Annotated in this window: 18 protein-coding genes; 17 read left to right on the forward strand and 1 reads right to left on the reverse strand. The window is 47.1% G+C overall.

All coding sequences use genetic code 11. From position 1 onward, the window contains the following. Positions 1 to 12: 12 nt before the first annotated feature. Positions 13 to 681 carry a YggS family pyridoxal phosphate-dependent enzyme gene (locus TBC1_RS13120; protein WP_137305862.1) on the reverse strand — a complete coding sequence of 223 codons (669 nt, stop codon included), beginning with the start codon at positions 679 to 681 and terminating at the stop codon, positions 13 to 15. A 180-nt stretch (positions 682 to 861) separates the two neighbouring features. Here TBC1_RS13120 and TBC1_RS13125 point away from each other — a divergent pair, with 180 nt between their 5' ends. The 17 genes from TBC1_RS13125 to TBC1_RS13205 all read left to right on the forward strand — a co-directional run bounded on the left by TBC1_RS13125 (position 862) and on the right by TBC1_RS13205 (position 22,123). Next, on the forward strand, positions 862 to 1,713 hold the full coding sequence (locus tag TBC1_RS13125) for a hypothetical protein (RefSeq protein WP_062043753.1): 852 nt from the start codon (positions 862 to 864) through the stop codon (positions 1,711 to 1,713). 32 nt (positions 1,714 to 1,745) lie between these two features. Further along, positions 1,746 to 3,176 carry a hypothetical protein gene (locus TBC1_RS13130; RefSeq protein WP_062043756.1) on the forward strand — a complete coding sequence of 477 codons (1,431 nt, stop codon included), beginning with the start codon at positions 1,746 to 1,748 and terminating at the stop codon, positions 3,174 to 3,176. Between the two features lie 238 nt (positions 3,177 to 3,414). Beyond that, positions 3,415 to 4,593 carry an acetyl-CoA C-acetyltransferase gene (locus TBC1_RS13135; protein WP_062043759.1) on the forward strand — a complete coding sequence of 393 codons (1,179 nt, stop codon included), beginning with the start codon at positions 3,415 to 3,417 and terminating at the stop codon, positions 4,591 to 4,593. Positions 4,594 to 4,629: 36 nt separating this feature from the next. Beyond that, a complete protein-coding gene (locus tag TBC1_RS13140) occupies positions 4,630 to 5,373 on the forward strand; it encodes a beta-ketoacyl-ACP reductase (RefSeq protein WP_062043761.1) in 744 nt (247 codons plus the stop codon). Between the two features lie 11 nt (positions 5,374 to 5,384). Continuing rightward, positions 5,385 to 6,374, forward strand: coding sequence for a 3-oxoacyl-ACP synthase III family protein (locus TBC1_RS13145; RefSeq protein ID WP_062043763.1), 990 nt, complete (start codon positions 5,385 to 5,387; stop codon positions 6,372 to 6,374). 64 nt (positions 6,375 to 6,438) lie between these two features. Continuing rightward, positions 6,439 to 7,995 (forward strand): sodium:solute symporter family transporter, encoded by a 1,557-nt coding sequence (locus TBC1_RS13150; RefSeq protein ID WP_201781692.1) that lies wholly within the window; start codon positions 6,439 to 6,441, stop codon positions 7,993 to 7,995. Next, entirely contained in the window at positions 7,992 to 9,515 is a 1,524-nt protein-coding gene (locus TBC1_RS13155) for an acyl-CoA synthetase (protein WP_062043764.1), read from the forward strand. The genes TBC1_RS13150 and TBC1_RS13155 overlap by 4 nt, the downstream gene beginning before the upstream one ends. A 42-nt stretch (positions 9,516 to 9,557) precedes the next feature. Further along, positions 9,558 to 10,397 (forward strand): hypothetical protein, encoded by an 840-nt coding sequence (locus TBC1_RS13160; protein ID WP_062043766.1) that lies wholly within the window; start codon positions 9,558 to 9,560, stop codon positions 10,395 to 10,397. 99 nt (positions 10,398 to 10,496) lie between these two features. Continuing rightward, complete coding sequence (locus tag TBC1_RS13165) at positions 10,497 to 12,089, forward strand: hypothetical protein (RefSeq protein ID WP_062043769.1); 1,593 nt, start codon at positions 10,497 to 10,499, stop codon at positions 12,087 to 12,089. Between the two features lie 40 nt (positions 12,090 to 12,129). Further along, the gene (locus tag TBC1_RS13170) at positions 12,130 to 13,113 is read left to right on the forward strand and encodes an alpha/beta fold hydrolase (protein ID WP_137305722.1); all 984 of its coding nucleotides are present in this window, start codon (positions 12,130 to 12,132) and stop codon (positions 13,111 to 13,113) included. Positions 13,114 to 13,509: 396 nt separating this feature from the next. Beyond that, entirely contained in the window at positions 13,510 to 15,567 is a 2,058-nt protein-coding gene (locus TBC1_RS13175) for a YCF48-related protein (protein WP_062043772.1), read from the forward strand. Positions 15,568 to 15,756: 189 nt separating this feature from the next. After that, positions 15,757 to 16,149, forward strand: a complete 393-nt coding sequence (locus TBC1_RS13180; protein ID WP_062043775.1) for a hypothetical protein — start codon at positions 15,757 to 15,759, stop codon at positions 16,147 to 16,149. A gap of 486 nt (positions 16,150 to 16,635) precedes the next feature. Further along, on the forward strand, positions 16,636 to 17,151 hold the full coding sequence (locus tag TBC1_RS13185; protein ID WP_236695675.1) for a cysteine hydrolase family protein: 516 nt from the start codon (positions 16,636 to 16,638) through the stop codon (positions 17,149 to 17,151). Between the two features lie 253 nt (positions 17,152 to 17,404). Continuing rightward, positions 17,405 to 17,983 (forward strand): methyltransferase family protein, encoded by a 579-nt coding sequence (locus TBC1_RS13190; protein WP_172668902.1) that lies wholly within the window; start codon positions 17,405 to 17,407, stop codon positions 17,981 to 17,983. A gap of 469 nt (positions 17,984 to 18,452) precedes the next feature. Beyond that, complete coding sequence (locus tag TBC1_RS13195) at positions 18,453 to 19,157, forward strand: DUF4386 domain-containing protein (RefSeq protein WP_062043781.1); 705 nt, start codon at positions 18,453 to 18,455, stop codon at positions 19,155 to 19,157. Then, entirely contained in the window at positions 19,154 to 20,365 is a 1,212-nt protein-coding gene (locus TBC1_RS13200) for a serine hydrolase domain-containing protein (RefSeq protein WP_062043783.1), read from the forward strand. Before TBC1_RS13195 ends, TBC1_RS13200 begins: the two co-directional genes overlap by 4 nt. Positions 20,366 to 20,404: 39 nt before the next feature. Beyond that, entirely contained in the window at positions 20,405 to 22,123 is a 1,719-nt protein-coding gene (locus TBC1_RS13205; protein WP_062043786.1) for a serine hydrolase domain-containing protein, read from the forward strand. The last annotated feature ends 175 nt before the right edge of the window (positions 22,124 to 22,298 follow it).

A 22,298-nucleotide genomic window follows, 5' to 3' on the forward strand; every position in this document is an offset into this window, starting at 1 on the left:
GCAAGGTTGTATTTAATGATAATCCCTTTCCCCGAAAAGGGCAGTGCCGATCCTGACCATATTGCTGCCTTCCTCAATGGCAATGTGGTAGTCGCCCGACATGCCCATTGACAGCGTGTCAAATTCTTCCCTTCCGGAGAAAAAAGTGCGGGAAAGGTGGTCAAAAAAGGTTTTCAGTGCGGCAAATTCATTCCTGACCACATTGTCATCGTCTGTAAATGTCGCCATGCCCATCAGGCCCCTGATTCTGACGTTTTTCATCGCCGGGAACTCATCATTGTTCAGGATTGCCTTCACCTCCTCTTCGTCCAGTCCGAACTTGCTCTCTTCTTTAGCGATAAATACCTGAAGCAGGCAATCGATAACCCTGCCGGCCTTTTCGCCCTGGCGGTTGATTTCTGCCAGCAGTTTTAGCGAATCTACGCTGTGGATCAGGTGCACAAACGGCGCGATATATTTGACTTTGTTGGTTTGCAGGTGTCCGATCTGGTGCCAGCGGACATCGCCGGGCAGCAAAGGCTGTTTTTCGGTCATTTCCTGCACCCTGTTTTCGCCGAAATCGCGCAGACCCATCCTGTAGGCCTCTTCAAGAAGTTCAACAGGCCGGGTTTTGGTCACGGCAACCAGGGTTACGTGAGGCGGGAGCTCCTGAAGGATGTAATTGATATGCTCCGACAACATTTCCATTATACCAGTGATTGTTTCTGCAAATGTAGACAAAAAAGCGGGTTGCATCCGGAAGGAGCCATGAAGGGCCGGGAAATATAGCCTGTGAAAAGTATTGTGCAAAAATTCAGGAACTTACTCAGCCGGCAGAAATGCAGATCGCTGTGTTTATTATCTTTGCTTAAAAATCGTACAATGCGACAGTTTATCAGATATATCCCGTTTTTCTTCCTGCTGTTCATGGCTTTTGTCCTGCTGTCCTGTTCCGGCAAGGATAAAAATGATGAGCCGTTACCGGATAATTCAGGCCCTTCTTTTGAGGCATTGGAAATTTTTCTGGCAAACCGTGCAGCCTACCTTGTTTTTTCGGAGCCGGTATATCAGGGCGGTACCATCCGCCAGCCATTGACCGCCGAAAGTTTCAGCATTGTGTTGCAGGGAGGTACTGCGGTGCTCGACAGCGTGAAAGTCACTTCTGCAACGGGTGATTCGGTGGTAATTATTAATCTTCATATCCACGGGCTGGTGAGCGGGGAAGAGACCCTTACCATCCGGCCGGCAGGCGCTGAAGCCATCGTCAATGCCCGCGCTGTGCCCATGGATTCAGCAGCCGTTATTGCTGCAACCCTGCAAGATCCGGGAATCATTGGCAGCTGGATATCCACCGGCGAAAACCTCTCGGTACTTTTCGGGCAGTTCGGGTTTGATTCTGTTAAAATAGTCTATGGCCATGACGGGAAATACACATATACATCGGTAACTACCGGCGGCATGAAAAATGTGCTTACCGGAACCTATGTACAGGAAAAAGTTCCGGGCAATGCCATCCGGAAAATCCGGATGAACCAGCTGAGTCCGGTTACCGCCACCATTGAGGGGATTTTTCAACTTGAAAACGGTGAACCCGTCAGGATGATCTACGAAACCGCCCAGACCGAACCTGCCGTTGCCGGACTCACGCCCCCTACGCCAGAGGCGGGCTTTGGCAGCACCGGGCTGACAGGCAGTGACAATACGCAGGTGTATGTCCGGGTGTTGCCGGAATAAAGGAAGTAACCTGTCTGACTGAGGAGAACGCTATGTCGGTACGTCTGAAAGATTTTACACAATTTGCCAATGCGCTGCTGCCGCACGAAGTTGCGTACCTTAAATCGGTGAACCATTTCAAGGATCAGGAGAATATTGATATTCTGGACCTGATTTATCACAATACCCACAACCCCGAACATACCTTTCCCTACAAAACATCCATCGATAAACGCAAGTACTCAAACCTGAAGATCTGGATCAATTCCAGGCTGAAGGCCCTGGATGTGGATGCCTACTACGAATGGCTGATGGAGATTGACCGTAAGATCATGACCGATACCATACTGCCACGCGAAGAGGATGTGCTGATCCGCCTGATCCGGGGTTTCAGAAATCCGCCTTTTTACTTTGTCCGTTTTTACGAAATCATACGGAATTACCGGTTTTACCTGCTGATCCGGTTCCGTCACCATTATAACCGTATTGTTGACCGTTTCCTGGTTGATTATCAGGGCCTGTATGATGAATGCTTCGCGGTAAACAGGCAGTTGCACGAAGCTACCATTGACATTGTGAATCAGTATGCCCGCAACGATACGGATTCACGGAAATGGGAAGCCTGGCTGACAGGGATTTTTTATAATGTCAACCTCGACGGATTGAACCGATACCTGGCCATTGTCAGGCTGACACTGATCTATTTTAACTACCGGGAATACGACAAGCTTGACCGCATTTACGATGATCTGGATGGTATGCTGCGAAACGGGGAGTTTTATGCGCGCCGGATTCTGCAGAATTATTATGCCAACAGGGTTATGCTGCATTCAAGGCGAAACGAGCCTGAAAAAGCGATAGAATACGGATTTCTTTCCATCCGTCAGCATTCGGGCGATTACCTGCACTACGTGAACAACCTTTGTGCAGTATTACTCCGGCAAAACCACAATTCCCGGGCGCTGAAGCTGATGCAGGATTCGTTTCCCGAATTGAAAAATACCAGAAGTCATCACAACCGTGTCGGATTCGCTTCATTCTATATACGGGCGCTGAATGAAAACAAACGTGCCCGTGAGGCCGAAAGCTATGCCGAAACCTTTCTGAACGGTTACAAAGAGCAGATATTTGAATTCCGCTGGCACACGTTTTTCTCTGCTTACTTTCAATCGCTTATTATGCTTGAAAAATACGGCAGGCTGCTGCATATTGCCCGGCGTTACCGTCTGATGGACCATGAGTTGGAGTACCGGCAGCGGGCGGTATATATACCCACCATCAGCTGGTATCATTTCGTTGCCGCCTACAAGGAGTGCCAGATCAACGGGGAGGAGTTGCGCACCCGGATTCATGAGCCGGCTGTTCCATTGCTTCACGATGCCCATAAAACCCGGCTGATGTTATTGCTGGGCCGTGAGTTGCACCACCATATCCCGGAATTATTCCAGCCCGACGGGAGTTTTAACAAAGCGGAGAGTTCCTGATACTGTCATTCAGGCAATAGATTCCATGGTTTCTTTACCGATTCCCTGCTTTATTTGTGTTATGGAAGTCAGGCTATAGGATTTATTTAATATAACAGCTGATATACAATAATATAGCTATATATTAACTGGTAAAAGTGCCAAAAGTCAGCCCCATCGAATTGAGGATCCGGTTTTGTTGCCGGAGATAATGGTGATTACTTCGCTGTAGAAATAGAGAAACCAAAGCGCAGTTATTATGAGAGAAGTTGTGATTGCCTCGGCTGCCCGCACCCCCATAGGGTCATTCGGCGGCACGCTTTCCGGTCTGAACGCCGTTGAACTGGGTACCATCGCCGCCAGGGAGGCCATCGTCAGGGCGGGAATTGATCCTGCATTGATTGACGATGTGATTGTTGGTAATATATTGTCTGCCGGGCTTGGGCAGAATGTGGCGCGCCAGATTTCCGTTTATGCCGGTGTCCCTGAAACGGTTACCGCGATGACCATCAACAAGCTGTGTGGTTCAGGCCTGAGGGCGGTAAGCATGGCGGCCCAGTTTATCATGCTTGGCGATGCAGACATCATACTTGCCGGCGGAACGGAAAGCATGAGCAATGCACCATACCTGCTTCCCAAGGGGCGTTTCGGCTACCGCATGGGCGATGGGAAAATCATTGACTCCATGATCCACGACGGGCTCACAGAGACCTTTAACAACTATCATATGGGCGTAACCGCCGAGAATATAGCCAAACGCTGGAATATCAGCAGGGAGGAGCAGGATGAGTTCGCGCTCGGAAGCCAGCTGAAAGCGGAAGCCGCACAGAAATCCGGAAAGTTTACGGATGAGATTGTAAAGGTATCGATACCCCAGCGCAAAGGCGAGCCTGTGGTTGTGGATACCGATGAATATCCCAGGCATGGCACAACCCTGGAGAAACTTGCCAAGCTGCCTCCTGCTTTTGATAAGGCCGGCACCGTGACCGCGGGAAATGCATCAGGCATCAACGACGGGGCGGCAATGCTGGTGGTGATGTCGAAGCAGAAAGCCGATGAACTGGGCGTTAAACCACTGGTTACCATCCGGTCGTATGCCTCGGTAGCCCTTGACCCCACCATTATGGGATACGGACCTGTGCCCGCTTCAAGGAAGGCGCTTGAGAGGGCCGGCTTCACCGTTGATCAGCTTGATCTGGTGGAAGCCAATGAAGCATTCGCTTCCCAGTCGATTGCGGTAGTCCGCGACCTGGGCCTCAATCCCGAAAAAGTAAATGTAAATGGCGGCGCCATCGCGTTGGGTCATCCCATTGGCGCTTCCGGCGCAAGGATACTTACCACCCTGATTTACGAAATGAAGCGCCGGAACGCCCTTACGGGACTGGCAACCCTCTGTATCGGAGGCGGGATGGGAACTTCAATAATCGTACAGCAATAAAAAAAGTCAGGATAAAAAAACCTATAGAACAAACCAATGAAAAGACTCGAAAATAAAGTAGCCATCATTACCGGAGGCGCCGACGGAATAGGCAAAGCCACCGCCATCCGCTTTGCTGCGGAAGGGGCTGTGGCCGTTATATGGGACCTTAACGCTGAAAAAGGTATGCTGCTGGCGGAGGAAATCAGACAAACGGGCGGACAGGCTGAGTTTTTCAAAGTAAACACTTCCGATTACGGGCAGATTGAGAAAGCGGCAGCCGGCGTGGCCGGGAAATACGGTAAAATAGATATCCTCATCAATAATGCCGGGATCACCCGCGATGCATCCATGAAAAAGATGAGCGTGGAACAATGGCAACAGGTAATAGATGTTAACCTCAGCGGCGTGTTCTATTGCACCAAAGCCGTTTCCCCTTACATGGTCGACAAAGGTTACGGACGTATTCTGACTACCTCCTCGGTAGTGGCGCTCTATGGCAATTTCGGCCAGACAAATTATGTGGCCACCAAAGCCGGCGTCATAGGGATGACAAAAACATGGGCGCGGGAGTTCGGCCGTAAAGGCATCACCGCCAATGCCGTTGCGCCCGGGTTTATCGCTACCGAAATGGTGGCGGCCATGCCCGAAAACGTGCTGGCTTCCATGCGCGAAAAGGTTCCTTCAGGTAGGCTGGGAAAGCCCGAAGAGATTGCATCGGCTTTCCTGTTTCTCGCCTCCGATGAGGCTGCCTATATCAACGGGGCCGTATTGAGTGTCGACGGGGGAATAACCATTTAACACGACTTGCAATGCGAAACGCAGTGATCCATTCCACCGGCGCTTACGTCCCCGAAAGGGTGGTGCCAAACAGCTATTTTGATGAGCTGCTGGGCGAAAATGTCAGCGACTGGCTGGTCGAGAATGTACATATTCACGAACGCCGCTGGGCTGCCGAAAATCAGTCAACCGCCGATTTGTGCATACCTGCCGCCCGGCAGGCCTTGGAAAGGGGAGGGGTGAAACCCGAAGAGATCGGCCTGCTGGTGATCTCTACCGATACGCCGGAGTTTATTTCGCCCTCTACGGCCTCTAAAGTCCAGTACGAACTGGGATTGGTGAATGCCGGTACCTTTGACATCAATACGGCTTGTGCCGGATTTGTGACCGCCCTTGATATCGGCGCCAAATACATCAGGGCCGATGAACAATACCGGTATGTGATGGTCATTGGCGCCTATGCCATGAGCAAATATCTCAATCTTAAAGACAAAAAAACTGTCACCCTCTTTGCTGACGGTGCCGGGGTGGTGATCCTGAAAGCAGAAGAGGATGCAAAACGCGGTTTCCTGGCCAGCGAATTGCTTACCCAGGGCCAGTATTACGGATATATGGGCATTTATGCCGGCGGCACTTTTCAGCCGGTGAACAGCCAGGTAATTGAAAAAGAGGATCATCTGCTGAAGTTTGTTCAGAAATTTCCCAAAGAACTGAATCCGGAGATGTGGAGCAGGATGGCCACCGACCTTACCCGCAGGATAGGGGAAACCCCCGGTTCGGTGGATCATTATTTCCTCACGCAGATCAACATCAACAGCATCTGGGAAACCATGGACCGGCTCGGCGTGGAGCGTGAAAAAGCCCATACCATCATGCAGTATTACGGTTATACAGGATCTGCCTGCATCCCCCTTGCCTTTGACGATGCTGTAACCAAAGGGAAGGTGAAGCGGGGGGATTTGCTGGTATTTATCGGTTCGGGAGGCGGACTGGCTTTCGCTTCTGCAGCCTTCAGGTACTAAACAGACCTCATCAGAAATCTCTATGTAATGAAATTGCAGCATTAACAACCAATACGGATATCAATTGGCAACATCAGCACAGGTTACGGGCGCATGGATTCTGGTAATCCTCTATATGGGGGTCATCCTCTTTTTCGTGATCCGCGGGGCGCTTAAGATCAAAAGCATATCTGATTACGCGGTAGGAAATATCATGTTTTCTCCTGCTGCCGTGGCCCTTTCGCTGGCTGCCAGCATGACAAGTGCCGCAACTTTTGTGATCAACCCCGGATTTATCGCCAACTTCGGAATCAGCGGGGTCATCTCCTACGGCATTCTCCTGCCCCTGGCTTCCATGCTGTCGCTGGCCGTGCTCACCAAAAGTTTCAGAAAGTACGGACAGTCGGTGAAAGCCCTTACCCTCGCCCAATGGATAGGCGACAGGTACAAAAGCAGAAATTATGCATTGTTTATGGGGTTTCTGGCCCTGCTGCTGCTTACTTTTATCGTCCTTATTGCCGTGGCAATCACCCAGGTGCTGTCGAAGGCCCTGAATGCCGACCCGGTAATCGTACTCGTTTGCATAACCGTATTTATCTTTGGGTATATGATGTTCGGCGGAGCCAACAGCATGGTTTACACCAACACCATACAGGCGGTCATCATGCTGGTAGTGGCTGTAATTCTGCTTACTTCGGGTTATGAACACTTCAGCCGGGGAATCGGTCAAATGATGCAGAAACTTGCGGCCATCGATCCGGTGCTTGTCAGTCCGGTAAATCCGGGAAGCCCTTTGTTCCGTGACTTCTTCGAGATTGTTTTTGCCCAGGTTGTGGTTGGTATCGCCATTGTGGTCCAGCCGCACATCATCACCAAATCGCTGCTGCTGAAACGCGAAAGCGATGTCAATAAATTCCTTGTGATTGCCATTGCGGCCGAACTGTTGTTCTTTTTTGTTGTCGTTACAGGACTTTATGCAAGGCTTTCATTTCCCGATCTCACCATCGGCGGGCTTCCCCTGAAAAACGACGGCATTATCCCCGCTTATGTCATGCATGTATTTTCGAACGGGACGGTGGCGGTAGTGATAGGCCTGGTAGTTGTACTGGGGCTGCTGTCGGCCGGAATTTCCACCCTCGAAGGACTGATTCAATCCGTGTCAACCACCATCACTTCAGATATCATCAAACCACTGGCGGGAAGCCGTCTGAGATCGGACAAATCGCTGATCTCACTGAATAAAATTGTGATTGCACTCATGGCTGTTGTTACAATATGGTTGTCATACAGCCAGATTACCGCACCTAAACTGAGTGTGGGCATTTTTGCCCAGAACGGGGTATATGCCTATTTCGCTTCCGCTTTTGTTCCTGTGATTTTCGGCATTTACCACAAAAAGATGAAAGCCTCGGTCGCCTTTGCCGGCTCACTGATCGCCTTTGGCGTGCATTTTGCAGTCTATTACTTCATGCCATTTTTAGTGACATCCTATGGGATGACTTTCGGCTTTTTTACAAAATATCTCGAAGGGCCGGTCCGGAATCCGGCCATTGCCTGCGCGTCCGCTGTGGTAATTTCAACCCTGGCTGTACTGATTATGTTGTTGTCCGATAAAAAATCCGCAAACACCACGAAGGCATGATTACAAACGACTGGGCCCGTCAATGGGCGAAATACAGCGCCGGCAAAGTGGCAGTAGAGGAATTCGAAACAGGTCGCAGCCTGACGTATTCAATGCTTAACCAGCTGTCTGTCAAATATGTAAATTACCTTACCGCTGAGTTTGCTTTAAAAAAGGGCGACCGCATTGCCATTCTTGCCGAGAACTGCCTGGAATATGTAATTCTGCTTTCCGTTGCCCAGAAAACCGGGATTATTCTGGTTCCCCTCAACTACCGGCTAACCCCGCGGGAGATAGATTTTTTGATTCACGACAGCGATCCCGACGTGTTGATCGTTGAATCGAAATTCAGGGATAAGATCAAAGATATTCCTTCCACCGCGCAGGTGAGTCATCTGCTCGATCTTGCCGTATTGCAGCAGAAGACCGGATTGTTCAGCAGTGAACCTTTCAGCGATCATCCTGAGCAATCTCAGGAAGGTACCACCCATGACGACCCGGTGCTGATCATATACACCAGCGGCACCACTGCCTTCCCGAAAGGATCTGTTTACACCCACGGCATGATGTTCTGGAACAGCCTCAATACCCAGCTGCGCCTTGATATCACTTCGGCCGACCGCTCGGTTAATCTTGCACCTCCTTTCCATACCGGAAACTGGAATGTGCTATTGACCCCTTTTCTGCATCACGGGGCTTACACGCTTATTATGAAAAGTTTTGATGCAGATAAGGTGCTCGAAGCACTTGAAAAATACAATCTTACAATATTCTGGGCGGTGCCGACCATGCTGAAGATGATGTCAGATTCGCCCTTGTTCGACCGTGCAGACCTGAGCAGGATAAGGTATTTCGTAGTGGGCGGCGAAGCCATGCCTGTGCCCCTGATCGGGCAATGGCATGCCAAGGGTGTACCTATCCGGCAGGGATACGGGCTGACCGAAGTGGGACCCAACGTTACCTCCCTCAACCATCAGGATGCCATCCGCAAAGCCGGTTCCATCGGGAAGGAAAATTTTTACTATCAGGCGAAACTTGTAAACGACTCGGGCGATGAAGTGGCCCCCGGAGAGCTGGGAGAACTGGTCCTCAGCGGGCCCACCGTTACGCCCGGTTACTGGCGGAATCCTGTAGCTACGGCCGCAACCATCAGGGATGGCTGGTTTCATACCGGAGATATTATGCGCCGCGATGAAGAAGGATTTCTTTTTGTGGTGGACAGAATAAAGAACATGTATATCTCCGGTGCCGAAAATGTGTATCCCGCGGAAGTGGAATTCTTACTACGCAGTCATCCCGGTATTGATTCAGTGGCCATCATCGGAGTGCCCGATGAAAAATGGGGGGAATCGGGTATGGCTTTCGTGGTGATCAGGGAAGGGTTCTCAGTGACAAAAGAGGATGTCCTTACATATTGCGAGGGCAAACTGGCAAAATATAAAATTCCGAAACACGTTCATTTTCTGGATGAATTACCCAGGAACGATGCCGGAAAAATTGACCGACAGCAACTGCGGATAATATCAACATTAAATCAATAATCAAATCCATTCATTGTTAAACCAACCTAAAATTCAAACAAAATGAAAAACAAACAATTAAGCGTGCTTGCATTGATGCTTGGCATGATCATGAGTGCCGTTTCCTTTACCGCCTGCGACAAAGAGGATGACAAAGGCGATCCGCCCACTATTGCGGCCTTCGCGGTATCCAACGACAATGAAACTGCTACCGTTGTTTTCAGCGAAGCAGTTTACAAAGCAGATAACCAGACCGGCAACCTCGACAAAGCCGCTTTCAGTGTAACCATTACCGGAGGTACTGCCACCCTGGCTGACTTTGAGGTTACCCACACTGCCGGTACCAATGAAGTAACCCTGGCTCTTGATATCGATGGTGTTGCCGACGGTACCGAAGTGGTGACCGTTAAGCCTTCCGGCGCCAATGCCATCTTCAATGCCAAGGGTGCCGCTATGGATGCTGCACAAAGCAGGACTGCCACCCTGAACGACATCGGGATCATCGGCAAATGGCAGTCATCGGGCGTCAACCTGGCCCCGCTGCTTGTTGCTTTCGGTGTGGATTCGCTTTATGCCCACTTCAGGGGAGATAACACCTACACCGTTGAGTCGTTTACTGCCGACGGATCCAAAACTACCCTTACCGGAACCTTTACCCAGCAGCGTTCGTCGGTTGCCGGCATCTGGGACATCACCGTAAGCCAGTCTTCACCTACCGCGCTTGTGAGTGTCGGCATTTTCCAGGTAATGGATCAGGATCCACAGATGATGAAATATGAGATTGCCCAGACTGAGCCCGCCGTGGTTGGAGTTACGCCTCCCACTGCCGCTGCCGGCTTTGGAAGCACCAGCTCCGGCGCATACGGGGTAATGAATGTGCAGACATACGTGAAGATAGACTAATCCTGATTTTCACAGAAAGGTTCAGGCCCGGTCGCTCAACTTTACCGGAAGGCATTACCGGGCCTGCCTTTTTTAATATTTGATAATATCCTGCCAGATATGAAGAAAATTTACCTTTCATTATGCATGTTGGGGCTGGCCGCCCTCACATTTCAGGCTGGTGCACAATCCGCCCTGATCGATTACCAGACATCCGCTGTGCCCCGGAAAGCAAACAAGGAATTTCAGTTCCTGGCATTTTATATCAATCAGGGCGTTACTTCCAATTATTATCCCACCAGCGAATTTCTCAAAGGCCAGGTCGTGGGCAGACTGTTCGGACGAAACACCAGCACCACCTCCGATACCAACCAGACCTATTACGTTGAACAGCGGCTGATCCCTTTCTTTATCTATCAGCCCAACCTCTTCAACGGGAAAGCCATCCTAAGGGCTTCCTTCGAAATTGACTGGACCTGGGGCGATGCATCTTACGGAACCGGTGGAAATATCGGAGGCGGTATTTCGGGAGACCAGGTAAATATCCAGACTCAGAATATCGAGCTGGAACTGATCCCGTGGAAAGGCTATGCCATCAATTTGGGCCTGATGCGCATGTTCGATTCCCCCTATAATCCTTACCGGACGCTGGCCGATAAAATGCTGACCACCGGTTACCGTCTTGCTTACTGGGGCACTGATGCCGTGGGCGTTTCCATTCGCCGCGATATGGATTTTTCACGCTGGAAAGCCGGATTTTACAAGCTTTATGAAAACGATATCCAGCTCGATGACGATGTGAATATGTTTGAAGCCATGTATGAAAGGCAGGTGAGCAGACTCTGGAAAGCTGGGGTATCAGCCAATTATGCACGAGACCGCAGCGAAGGAAAGGGAGGCGTTTCCATACTCGGGCAGGGATTAAACAGCATGCTGGCACAATACAACGGAACCTTCCAGTTCAGGTTTGGCAGCGATCCCTATAAGGCCGATATATTCTGGCTCGGAGGCTTCTTTGGTCGCAACCAGGACTTTATGATGGACCGGTGGCAGGTTACCGGATTTTTCAATTACAACCTCGGCAAGGCTGAGGTGAAAAAGGAGGGGAGCTGGGAAAAAGGTGCTGACATCTCCGGTTTCGGCGCCAATCTCAAAACCGCTTACCGCTATGGTCAAACTACCGACGATCAGGTGAAGCTTGACCTGATTTATACAACCGGTGATAAAAACGGACTGGATGACAAGAAATATTCAGGGGTAATGACCGCCAATACCTGGGGCGCTCCCGGGGCCATTTTTATCAGCAGCGGCGCGTATATCCTCTTCCCGCATGCCAATGTGGTTAACCGCTACACGCCGGCTGTGGCCGATATCTCAAATATGGGATACGGTCTGGCGGGAGGAACCCTTGTGGCATCCAGAGGCATTATTCCTAATAAGCTGGTCGCCAAGGCGGGAACCGCCCTGGCATTCAGCAATGCAAAACCCCTGCTGGGCGGGTACCACCTTGGAACTGAGGCCAATGCCGCCCTCATTTATAACCTGGGCACCTATATGAGCCTGGAACTCCATGGCGCTTATATGTGGCTGGGCGATTTTTACGAAAGCAGCGATGATGCCTATGGCTCGCCCGTGAATGGCAGTTTCCCCTCAGGCACAAGACCTTACAACCCATTTACAGCCTTTGTGGTATTTAAATGGCTTATGTTCTGACAGCCTGTCAATAAGTGTGTTAAACTGAAAATGCGATAACATGAAAAATATACACAAACTGCTTTTCGCGATGGCCGTAATGCTGATTTCCGGACCGGTCAGCCTGCAGGCGCAGACGTCCGGCGGGTTTCTCAGACCCTATTCTGAACTTGTTCCTTTAAAAAATATGGATGATCTGGTATATCCCTATGCCGTAAAAAAGGTTACCCTGCCGTCGGGCCCGGAGATCGCCTACGTGGATGAAGGCAAAGGGGAGAAGGTGATCATATTTATCCACGGACTGGGGAGTTACCTGCCCGCCTGGACCAAAAACATCGAAGGACTGAAATCCGGCTACCGGTGCATCGCCATCGACCTTCCGGGTTACGGCAAATCATCGAAGCAGCCGCATAGCGGTAGGATGAGCTATTATGCTGAGGTAGTAAAGGAATTTGCCGGAAAACTAGGACTTGAAAAGGTCATTCTGGCAGGTCATTCCATGGGCGGACAGATTGCCATGGTGGCAGCCCTGAATTATCCCGGAATGGTTGAAGGTCTTATCCTTATTGCCCCGGCCGGATTCGAAAGGTTTACCGAGGGGCAGAAACAATGGTTCAGGAATGTGATGACCTCCGAAGGGGTGAAAAATACTTCCGCCGAAGATATACAGACCAACCTGGCCGTAAACTTCTACAATATGCCCGCCGACGCGGAATTTATGATTACCGACCGCATTGCCATGCGCAGCGCCGCCGATTTTGACCACTACTGTTATGCCGTGGTGCAATCGGTCAACGGGATGGTGGATGAACCCGTGATCGATGTGCTGGATAAAATCACCCAGCCGGCACTCATTGTCTTCGGCGAAAACGACAACCTGATTCCCAACCGCTTTCTTAACCCCGGAAAGACCGCCGGAATTGCCGCTTACGGCCATAAAGCCATCAGGGGCAGCCGGTTGCTGATGGTAAAGAAAGCAGGTCACTTTGTACAATACGAGCAATCAGGCGAAGTGAACGATGCCATCCGTGAATTTCTGAAATAGTTGGTTGATTAATGGAGTGTAAAAAGCCGGGAGGGATTCCGGCTTTTTTAGTAATTGCTGAGAATGAATGGTCCAATAGCTGCAATAAGGCTGAATAGGAGTGATTTGTTTAATGCATGACCAATTTATCTTATGTCTTAGCGGATATATCAGATTTGAGGAGGATATTCAGGATAACAAGGTGGTTTTGAAGTATAAAGTGCCGCTAGGATGTCCGGATATTTAATAAGTTGATATATTTGAGGTGAGAATGTAATCAGTAATTTTGCTTTGGGAGGGGTGAGAGTGATTCGGATTATACGCTGTTGTGCGGGTATGCAATCGTTATGTGGGATTTCAGTATTTCGGAACATAAAGGAATTAATTCATTTTATAATAAAATAAATTTTGTCAAACATGAAAAAGATTTATTTTGCAATCGCAGCCTTTATAATTATTTACGAGGTAAATGCACAAACCTGGCAATGGTTAAATCCATTGCCACAAGGGTACCCCCTTTTTGACATTGAATTTGATGCCGGCAACAATGCCTATACTGTCGGAGACTATAACACCGTATTAAAATCAGTTGATGGTGGTTTGACCTGGAGTCCTCTTTCAACCGGTACGATGAATCTCTGGTCATCATTGTCCATTACGGATGCAGGAACCATATTCCTGGCAGGGATGGGTGGTAAGATTTTAAAGTCAACTGATGGCGGCAACAACTGGACAATGCTTCCGACAGGCACCTCTACCTGGATTCTGGCAATTGATTTTCCGGATGAGCTGACCGGCTATGCCCTGGACGGAACAGGAAATATTTTTAAAACTATTGATGGAGGTACAAGTTGGAATAATCAAACTCCGGCTCTCAACGTTTCATTGAATGCTATGTATTTTCTTAATGCCGACACAGGATTTATTTCGGGGGATGTTGGCGTTATATACAAAACCACAAATGGCGGTAACAACTGGACACCCCTGAACTCAGGCACTAACGTATTTCTGAATTCAATCTTTTTTACCGATGATAATACCGGATATGTGGCCGGATATGGAGGCACGATCATCAAAACCACGAACGCCGGAGATTCCTGGACTTCCCTTAATTCGGGCACAACCGAAGAATTTTATTCCATACATTTTACATCAGTAAATAAGGGATATGTATGTGGCAGAGGATTTACAATACTTCAAACCAACAATGGAGGAGTCAACTGGTCTCCTGTAAATCAAATCTTACCAGCCCCGGATGATGAGCCCTTAATGTCAATGAACTTTGCCAATGCCAATCTGGGTCTGGCGGTTGGTTATTGGGGAACCATTTTCAGAACAGATGACGGATCAAACTGGTCTGCTGTTTCATCAGGACCTGTAAATACACTATGGTCAATCCAATTCTTAAATAGTAATACTGGTTATGTCGCAGGTCGAAATGGCATGATTATGAAAACGTCAGATGCCGGAGACACCTGGACCGAGCAAAATTCAGGAGTATCATCATGGTTGTTTGATATTGATTGTCATTCTTTAACCAGTGCTGTTGCAGTGGGAGAAGGAGGTAAAATTATTAAAACCAATAATGGTGGATCTGATTGGAATATCATCAATTCAGGAACCAACGCTGATTTGTGGACAGTATTTTTTACAACAACTGATACCGGGTTTGCAGGTGGTAATAATGGCTTGATCTTGAAAACTTATGATGGGGGAGCGACCTGGTCACAAAAACCTACAGGAATACAAGCGATTATTTATGATATATACTTTCCCACTACCGATATTGGATATGCAGTTGGGGAAGCCGGAAAAATTTTGAAAACGGACAACCGCGGTGAAACATGGTCATTGGTTTATTCCGGGGGAAATCAGGATTTGTTATCGGTCTTTTTTATTAATACAGATATCGGTTTTGCTGTTGGCGATCTGTTTGATCACATATTAAAAACTACCGACGGCGGTATTTCATGGACACAGGTTTCAACCCCAGCCCAAAATACAGCTTTTTCTGTTATTTTTACCTCTCAGGATACAGGCTACATGGCTTGCATTGGCTTTATTCTTAAAACTACAGATGGGGGATTAACCTGGAGTTACATGGAGAATCAAATTTTTGGAAATTATTACTCAGCTTGTTTTACTGACCCTGATCATGTGTACTTCTGTGGAGAGGGGGGCACCATCACTAAATATTCAACGGGTGGTTCTGTTGATATAAAACCTGTTAATCTTGGTTTTTCGTGCATTAAGATTTATCCAAATGCCACAAATAATCAGTTCATTCTCGAAATACCTGATAATTCTACTGAATCCGAATTGGAGATTTTTGACCTGAAAGGCCGGACTTTATTAAGAATGCAATTAAAAGTCCAAAAAACATTGGTAGATGTTTCCACATTTGCACCAGGAATATATTTGGTGCACTTCAGGAACGGGAATATTGATAAAACGTTGAAATTAATTAAGAAATAGATATTCAAGATAAATTGGTAACCCCACAGAACAAGCAGTATAAAAAAAATGCCGGCTCAGTAGGTTATTCAAGGGTTGTACCCCGCTTCGACTTTTGTGTAACTTGACAGGAAATCGCCCGCAATCGCCTACTTTGCATATACTTACCGTTATGCGTAATTTTATAATATTCACCATATTAACAAATTAATGAAAACTACTGCCATATTATTTTCAACTCTAATCTTAATCAGTGGATGCATCTTTTCTCAAAAGAATGATTGTTCCTCATTTAAAACAGGAAAATTTGAATTAATAGATGAACAGCACTCACTTCACTATTTGGTAGAAAGAGATGATTTTATTCAAACTGAGACTAATGTAAAAACTGGACAAATCTCAAGCTTTAAGATAAAGTGGTTAAACAAGTGTGAATATCAATTAGAAATGATATCTGGAAGCAATCAGGCCATGGAGTTTTATAAAGGGAAAAAGCTGATTGTCAATATCGTTGAAACATATCCTGATGGATATAAATTCTCAACACAATTAGAGGGTGATGAGAGAATAAGGTATCAAACATTGAGAAGAGTAAACAAATAAACTACGCATAATAAATAGGAATATGAGCGGTCTGCAATTCCGATTGCTGTCGGAACCAGCCATTATTACAGGTAAATTAACCGGACCATTATAATTGTTTCTTCCGCTAATTCAGCCTCCGCCATTCCACTTCAACTGGCACCAGCCTCTCCGGAACTTTAACGGATTTTCTTTTTCCGTTGCGCATCGCAGCGGAATTCGGGGTCAGGATGGTCCGGAATCTATAATAGATGGGGCGGGGAGAGATTACTTATATATCGGGGAAAAAGCATTTTTGTATCTTTACGGGATGCTGCAGTAGGTTTGGTTCAGCATGCGTATATGTGGCAATAACGAGTGAAGTGGTAAATCAAAGGTCCGTGCCTTTCAGAAATTTTGTGCTGAACGTACAGGTAAGTGCTTCCGGCCGCTGCTGCTTATACCGCAAAACGCCAGCCAAATGCAACAGCGCAATGGACAATGGAACAGAAAATTGAAGTAATATAAATGAAAGAAAGCAATCAGATGCAGAAAAAGGCTTTAGTGGTAATTGACCTTCAAAATGACATTACCAAAAACTACAAAGAAATCATTGACAATGTTAACCGGTCAATAGATTGGGCTGTAGAAAATGAAATACCAGTCGTTTACATAAAGCATTATAACTTATCTGCCGGTACAAGGACTTTCAAACCTGATACCCGCGGGTCTGAATTGGTTCCTGATATGAAAATTGTTTCCAGAAATATTTTTGAAAAATCCAAAGGCAACGCGCTGACCAGCGAAAATTTCGCAGACTTTATAAGGAAAAATGAAATAAACGAATTTTATATAACGGGAGCAGACGCCATTGCCTGTGTGAAATCAACCGTATTTAACATGTGCAGGGAAAACTTCAAAGTTACAGTTATATCAGATGGTATTACGAGTTATGATAAAAGGAAAATTGACGAAATGCTGAAATATTACGAAAAAAATGGTTGTAAAATAATTACAATGAATGAGTTGCTGAATTCTGAATAAAATTGCCGGCGGCCAGCGAATAAGACTTAAACGCAACCGCTGCGAAAAGCAAAATTCCGGCCCCGGCATATTTTCGGGACTAAATAGGATTTAAGTAGGTGTTATTGCGATACTTTGCCTACCTTTATATTAAGATAGCAAATCAAAAACAAACTTTTCTCATCCCAAAAAATGTAAGGTGTCAGGCGGATAACGGATGGCTAACTGAATTGACTTCATCAGAGAAAAGGAGGCATTCATGAATTTGGTCTCAATGATTTTTCTACCCTTACTTCTTTTACTGTTTGCTTATCTGGTGTTTCGTATTCTAGTGCGGCGCGTCTATCTTGAACGGGGTCGGCTAAGCGTCATTTCATCGGGTCTTCAGCTGGTTGTTTTTGCCGGATACTTCGGTTTAGGATATCTGTTCAATCCACCGGAGTGGATAGTTTTCTGGATGATCGGCAGTGCATCATCCCGGGAACTCTTTACGGCCGGCTTCCTGATTGTATGTATTGGCCTCGTGGTGGCATTCGGAACTATGTTCTGGTTTGGCATCGGAAGGGCTTTCGGCGTTCATCAGGATGGATTGAAAAAAACAGGGCCGTATAGGCTGAGCCGGAATCCTCAGGTTATCGGAGGATATTTACTGGTTGCCGGAACCTCGCTTCAATGGCCATCGCTGTATGCAATTGGCTGGATACTGATCTATGCCGTCATTGCCCACTGGATGATCATTACCGAAGAAGAGCATCTGCACCGCTTGTTTGGTGAAGAGTATCAAGCCTATTGCGCTGAGGTGCCACGTTACCTGCGCGTTAAAATGAGGGCTAAAGGCACGGCTCCGGACTGAAAGAGCCGGTGCGAAAGCATTACAGATATAATATTCCGGATTATCTTCAGAAGAATCATACCTTAACGGGAGCCTCCTTATACAATTGTCCGCATGCCATTTACCTGCCGGTCAAAGACTTCACCCGCTCATCAACACCTGTTGATTATATTTTCCGGCATTTTGTATTCACAGGGTTCTAACCCGGTAAAGGCAAGCCAGTATGTTTTGGTGGACCGAAGCTGACTGGCTGCCGGCCCGGGAGCTTCAACGCTGCCGACCCGCATTACGGTAGATACGATAATAAAATGCAGAATCGGATATCCCTTAGAATGTTAAAGTTAGAGACTGAATACTTCTGTGCCGGGGTGCATGCAGATATATACCATTATTGATTCCGGAAATATGTTACCAAAAGTGCGCTTCAGGTTTAAAACTAAACAATACTGAAATACTGGTGTTGTAAAAATATTATCCTAATTTGTCTGATATGAAAAATAATGAGAAAAGGCAGGGCGTCATTTCGGGCGTTTCGTTGATTGTTATGGCCATACTGGCGGGTTTTTCTTTTGGTTATGCGCATAGTTCGCTCGTAGTTGAATCGCCGGAGTTAACTTTAAAAAATCTTTTTGAGAATAAGCCATTGTTTCTGGCAGAAATATCGGGGTGGAGTCTGATTTTTGTTGCTGATCTGGTTGTGGCGATATCGCTGTACTTCTTTTTCAGAAATACCTCAAAGCAGGTTTCATTGATCACGGCTTTGATAAGAATTGCCTACACATTGTTATTGGGCGTTGCCATCGTGCAGTTGTTTAAAATAATCCCGGTTTTAAATTCGGAAAATGCGGTATCAGATGCACTTATGATTGCAAAAACATCTGAGCATCTGCAACTTTTCGAAAAAATATGGTCTGTTGGTCTCATTGTATTTGGATTGCATCTGATCGGACTGGGATATTTATCGGTTAAGTCAGCATCAGTGCATGCATTTATAGGCTATTTACTGTATTTCGGCGGCTTCAGTTATACCCTGCTGCATAGTGCCCGTCAACTGAATTTATCAGATGCGGGCGTGCTGAATTCGGTTGAGGGAGTTCTTGCTTTGCCGATGGCGCTTGCTGAAATGCTGCTTGCTATCTGGTTGATATACAATGGAGTCCGGAAATCATCACTCAAAAACAAATCCGGGGTATGAAAAAAGTCGTTATAATCATTGTCCTGACACCCGTAGTTCTTCTGATACTTTTACTTGCAGGGTTAGCGGTGAAATATTCTCCGGTCTACCTCTACCGTCTTATTACCCAGAATGTAGCTGATGTTTACGATTATCAACGTTATCATAACAGAACTATAAAGGCTGCTGATCGTACATTTCAGTTCCCTGAAGCCAGGGACACGGCTTATGTGGAAGGTTTATTCAGCGACAGGGTTACTGCTTCCGGGTATAAAGCCTTTGATGAATGGGCGGAGAAGTCGCAGACCACAGCCCTGATTTTTATCCGGAGGGATACCGTTATATATGAGAAATACTTCAACGGTTTCGGCAGGGACTCCTATTTTCATTCACAGTCAATGGCGAAATCGTTTATTTCCTTTTTAATTGGCGCAGCCATTGATGATGGCATAATTTCAAGCGTTGATGATGCCATGACTAAGTACATTCCGGAACTTTTGCAAAGAGATACGGGATTTGGAAAAATTACAATCAGGAATTTATTGGAAATGCGGTCGGGACTTGCCTACAATACCGGATATATTCCGGGGACTTATATTCATGCGCCCTGGCATGATGAGGCGGTAGGCTATTACCATCCGGATGTCAGGAAGCTTCTGCTTAAAAGGGTTAAACCTGCTGCGGAGCCGGGCGGTGCTTTTCAATACTGCAACTACAATACCAGTTATCTGGGACTGATCATTGAGAGGGCTACCGGCATCACAGTTTCGGAATACCTTGAAGAGAAATTATGGTCAGAAATCATGGAATACGATGCCTTGTTTTCGGTCGACAGTGAAAAGGCGGGATTTGAATATATGCCCAGCCGGATAATAGCAAGAGCAATTGATTATGCAAGATTCGGGCGGCTGTTTCTGAACAATGGCAAATGGGACGGGAAGCAGATCATATCTTCCGGCTGGGTGGAAGAATCAACGCGGGAGGATAAATCAATTCCCCGCGAAATATACCCGGAGTGGTTCGGAGATGGATGTAAAAAGGTTTACTACAGTTATCATTGGTGGGGGCACGCAAATTGCGACTCCACATTCCAGTTTACTGCTTCCGGAAATCTGGGACAGAATATTTATGTAATCCCGGACAAGGAGGTGATCATTGTACATTGTGGAAACTCGCTGGAACATTACGGGGACTTTGATTTATGGCATGTTGCTGAGCAACTGCAGTAATTTTGGAGTATCGTATTGATGAATCAACGGATGCGTTTTATGAAAACACTGATAATCTTAATTTCTACAGTAGTACTTGTAAATTCATGCCGTAACAACCCAAAAGAGTGGGGTGGCCCGGTGCTTGTGCATCCACGCGATCAGCTAACGGTTGAGCAGTTGCTCGGAGACAGCAGTCTTGCCTTTATTGATATGAGTTATTTTGCAGAACCAGACTGGTCAGTTCCCGCCAGCACCGGTTTTTCAGGCACCATCCTGCTGGAAGATACCAGGATAAATTTTTTCAAGCAAAAAGCCTATTACCCCGGAGAAAATCTCTTTCCAAAGCTGCAACTGGATTTCATCACACATCAGGGAGTGCTGATCCCACTCCGGAAAGACCGGATCATAACAAGGTTCCAAAGCGATAGTTACTGGGATGTGGTTGTGGGGGCCGGAAAAGTTTGGCATGAGCCGGAAGACGGAGAATGGAACCGCGCTTCATTTCCGCTTACGCTGACAGACAGGTGGGTGGGGCAAGCCAGAAATTGCGTGGCCGCCTTTGTTTTTAAACCTGATACGATAAGCAATATCTGCCTGCAATGCAGTCAGGAAACGGCGGATATAGATGATATGCAGCTGGGCGATATCAACGGCATGCTCCCTGCCGGATTTGAGCCGAAACGATATGTTGATTCAGCGCAGATTGTTGAACGACATAAATCTTCAGTAGCAGGAAGAATTCCGGTTCATCCGCTTTCCGAAATCGATGAAGATAATATGATTGCAAGGCATTTTGACAGAATGATTCACTCGAATGCACCCACCAGCCTGGGGGCTGTATTCATGAACAATAAGCTATACCTGCACCCGCCTTCAACCCGGCACGGACTGTATCCTTATCCTGATGAAATGCGTCATGGTTTGTATTCTGTTACCAAGAGCCTTGCCGGTGCTTTGGCGTTGATGTATCTTGAAGAGCGATATGAAGAAGATGTATTCGGTGCGCTGATTACAGATTATGTGCCGGCATTGGCCACACATGCCGGATGGCAGGGGGTGACATTCTCACACACGTTGAATATGGTTACCGGAACAGCCGGAGGCGAAGATGCTGAACGCTTGTATAGCACCTTAATAGTTGCCGAAACGGCAGAAGAGGCCATCCGTAATATCGCCGGCCTTGGCGACGCTCCCGAACCTCCGGGCCGGAAGTTTAATTACGCATCTACCAATCTTTTTGTGCTGTCATACGCCATGCAAAAGTTTGTTGAAAAAAAAGAAGGCAGGAACGTTAATTACTGGGATCTGGTTCATGACCATGTATTGGTGCCAATCGGAGCGGAACATTTCACGGTTTTGCACACATTGGAAAAAGATGAAGAGTCTGCAATGCCCGTGCTGGCGTATGGAGCATTACCCACCATTGATGAAGCTGTGAAAATCGCTTTGTTGTTTGCCAATTATGGGAAACATGGAGAAAAACAGATTTTGCACGAAAATAGGGTAAAGGAGGTTTTTGGACAGACGCCCTGGAAAGGATACAGCACTGACAATGATTACCGCGGAACTGGCTACCGGCATGCATTCTGGTCGAAAGAGATTAAAACAAAGACAAGGCAAGGAAATATAATGGTCACCTTTATGCTGGGGTTTGGAGAAAACTATATTGTATTTTTATCCGACAACACTGTTATTTTCAGATTCTTAGATGAGCATGATCTGGATATTGACGAATTGATAAGAGATGTGGTGACCCTGAAGTCTCCGGTTCCATAGCCTCAGATGCAGGCAGATGCTGATTTGGCATAATCACAGGTTATGTTGCTGAAAATGTTTTATTGTGAACCTCCGGGTGGTATAATCCTGAACCAGGGCCTGAATGTAGCAGAAATTTACCGGCTTAATGCTCAATCCGGAATGCATGGTATATAAACGCTTCGGGATCCGGCCC

The sequence above is a fragment of the Lentimicrobium saccharophilum genome, from assembly GCF_001192835.1.
Taxonomy (GTDB): domain Bacteria; phylum Bacteroidota; class Bacteroidia; order Bacteroidales; family Lentimicrobiaceae; genus Lentimicrobium; species Lentimicrobium saccharophilum.

Excerpts from the sequence above, each read along its gene's own strand:
- TBC1_RS13155 (WP_062043764.1), top strand. The coding sequence starts at position 7,992 with ATGATTACAAACGACTGGGCCCGTCAATGGGCGAAATACAGCGCCGGC.
- TBC1_RS13205 (WP_062043786.1), top strand. The coding sequence starts at position 20,405 with ATGAAAACACTGATAATCTTAATTTCTACAGTAGTACTTGTAAATTCA.
- TBC1_RS13120 (WP_137305862.1), bottom strand. The coding sequence starts at position 681 with ATGTTGTCGGAGCATATCAATTACATCCTTCAGGAGCTCCCGCCTCAC.
- TBC1_RS13175 (WP_062043772.1), top strand. The coding sequence starts at position 13,510 with ATGAAAAAGATTTATTTTGCAATCGCAGCCTTTATAATTATTTACGAG.
- TBC1_RS13130 (WP_062043756.1), top strand. The coding sequence starts at position 1,746 with ATGTCGGTACGTCTGAAAGATTTTACACAATTTGCCAATGCGCTGCTG.
- TBC1_RS13200 (WP_062043783.1), top strand. The coding sequence starts at position 19,154 with ATGAAAAAAGTCGTTATAATCATTGTCCTGACACCCGTAGTTCTTCTG.
- TBC1_RS13180 (WP_062043775.1), top strand. The coding sequence starts at position 15,757 with ATGAAAACTACTGCCATATTATTTTCAACTCTAATCTTAATCAGTGGA.
- TBC1_RS13195 (WP_062043781.1), top strand. The coding sequence starts at position 18,453 with ATGAAAAATAATGAGAAAAGGCAGGGCGTCATTTCGGGCGTTTCGTTG.
- TBC1_RS13140 (WP_062043761.1), top strand. The coding sequence starts at position 4,630 with ATGAAAAGACTCGAAAATAAAGTAGCCATCATTACCGGAGGCGCCGAC.
- TBC1_RS13185 (WP_236695675.1), top strand. The coding sequence starts at position 16,636 with ATGAAAGAAAGCAATCAGATGCAGAAAAAGGCTTTAGTGGTAATTGAC.
- TBC1_RS13190 (WP_172668902.1), top strand. The coding sequence starts at position 17,405 with ATGATTTTTCTACCCTTACTTCTTTTACTGTTTGCTTATCTGGTGTTT.
- TBC1_RS13125 (WP_062043753.1), top strand. The coding sequence starts at position 862 with ATGCGACAGTTTATCAGATATATCCCGTTTTTCTTCCTGCTGTTCATG.
- TBC1_RS13165 (WP_062043769.1), top strand. The coding sequence starts at position 10,497 with ATGAAGAAAATTTACCTTTCATTATGCATGTTGGGGCTGGCCGCCCTC.
- TBC1_RS13170 (WP_137305722.1), top strand. The coding sequence starts at position 12,130 with ATGAAAAATATACACAAACTGCTTTTCGCGATGGCCGTAATGCTGATT.
- TBC1_RS13160 (WP_062043766.1), top strand. The coding sequence starts at position 9,558 with ATGAAAAACAAACAATTAAGCGTGCTTGCATTGATGCTTGGCATGATC.
- TBC1_RS13135 (WP_062043759.1), top strand. The coding sequence starts at position 3,415 with ATGAGAGAAGTTGTGATTGCCTCGGCTGCCCGCACCCCCATAGGGTCA.
- TBC1_RS13145 (WP_062043763.1), top strand. The coding sequence starts at position 5,385 with ATGCGAAACGCAGTGATCCATTCCACCGGCGCTTACGTCCCCGAAAGG.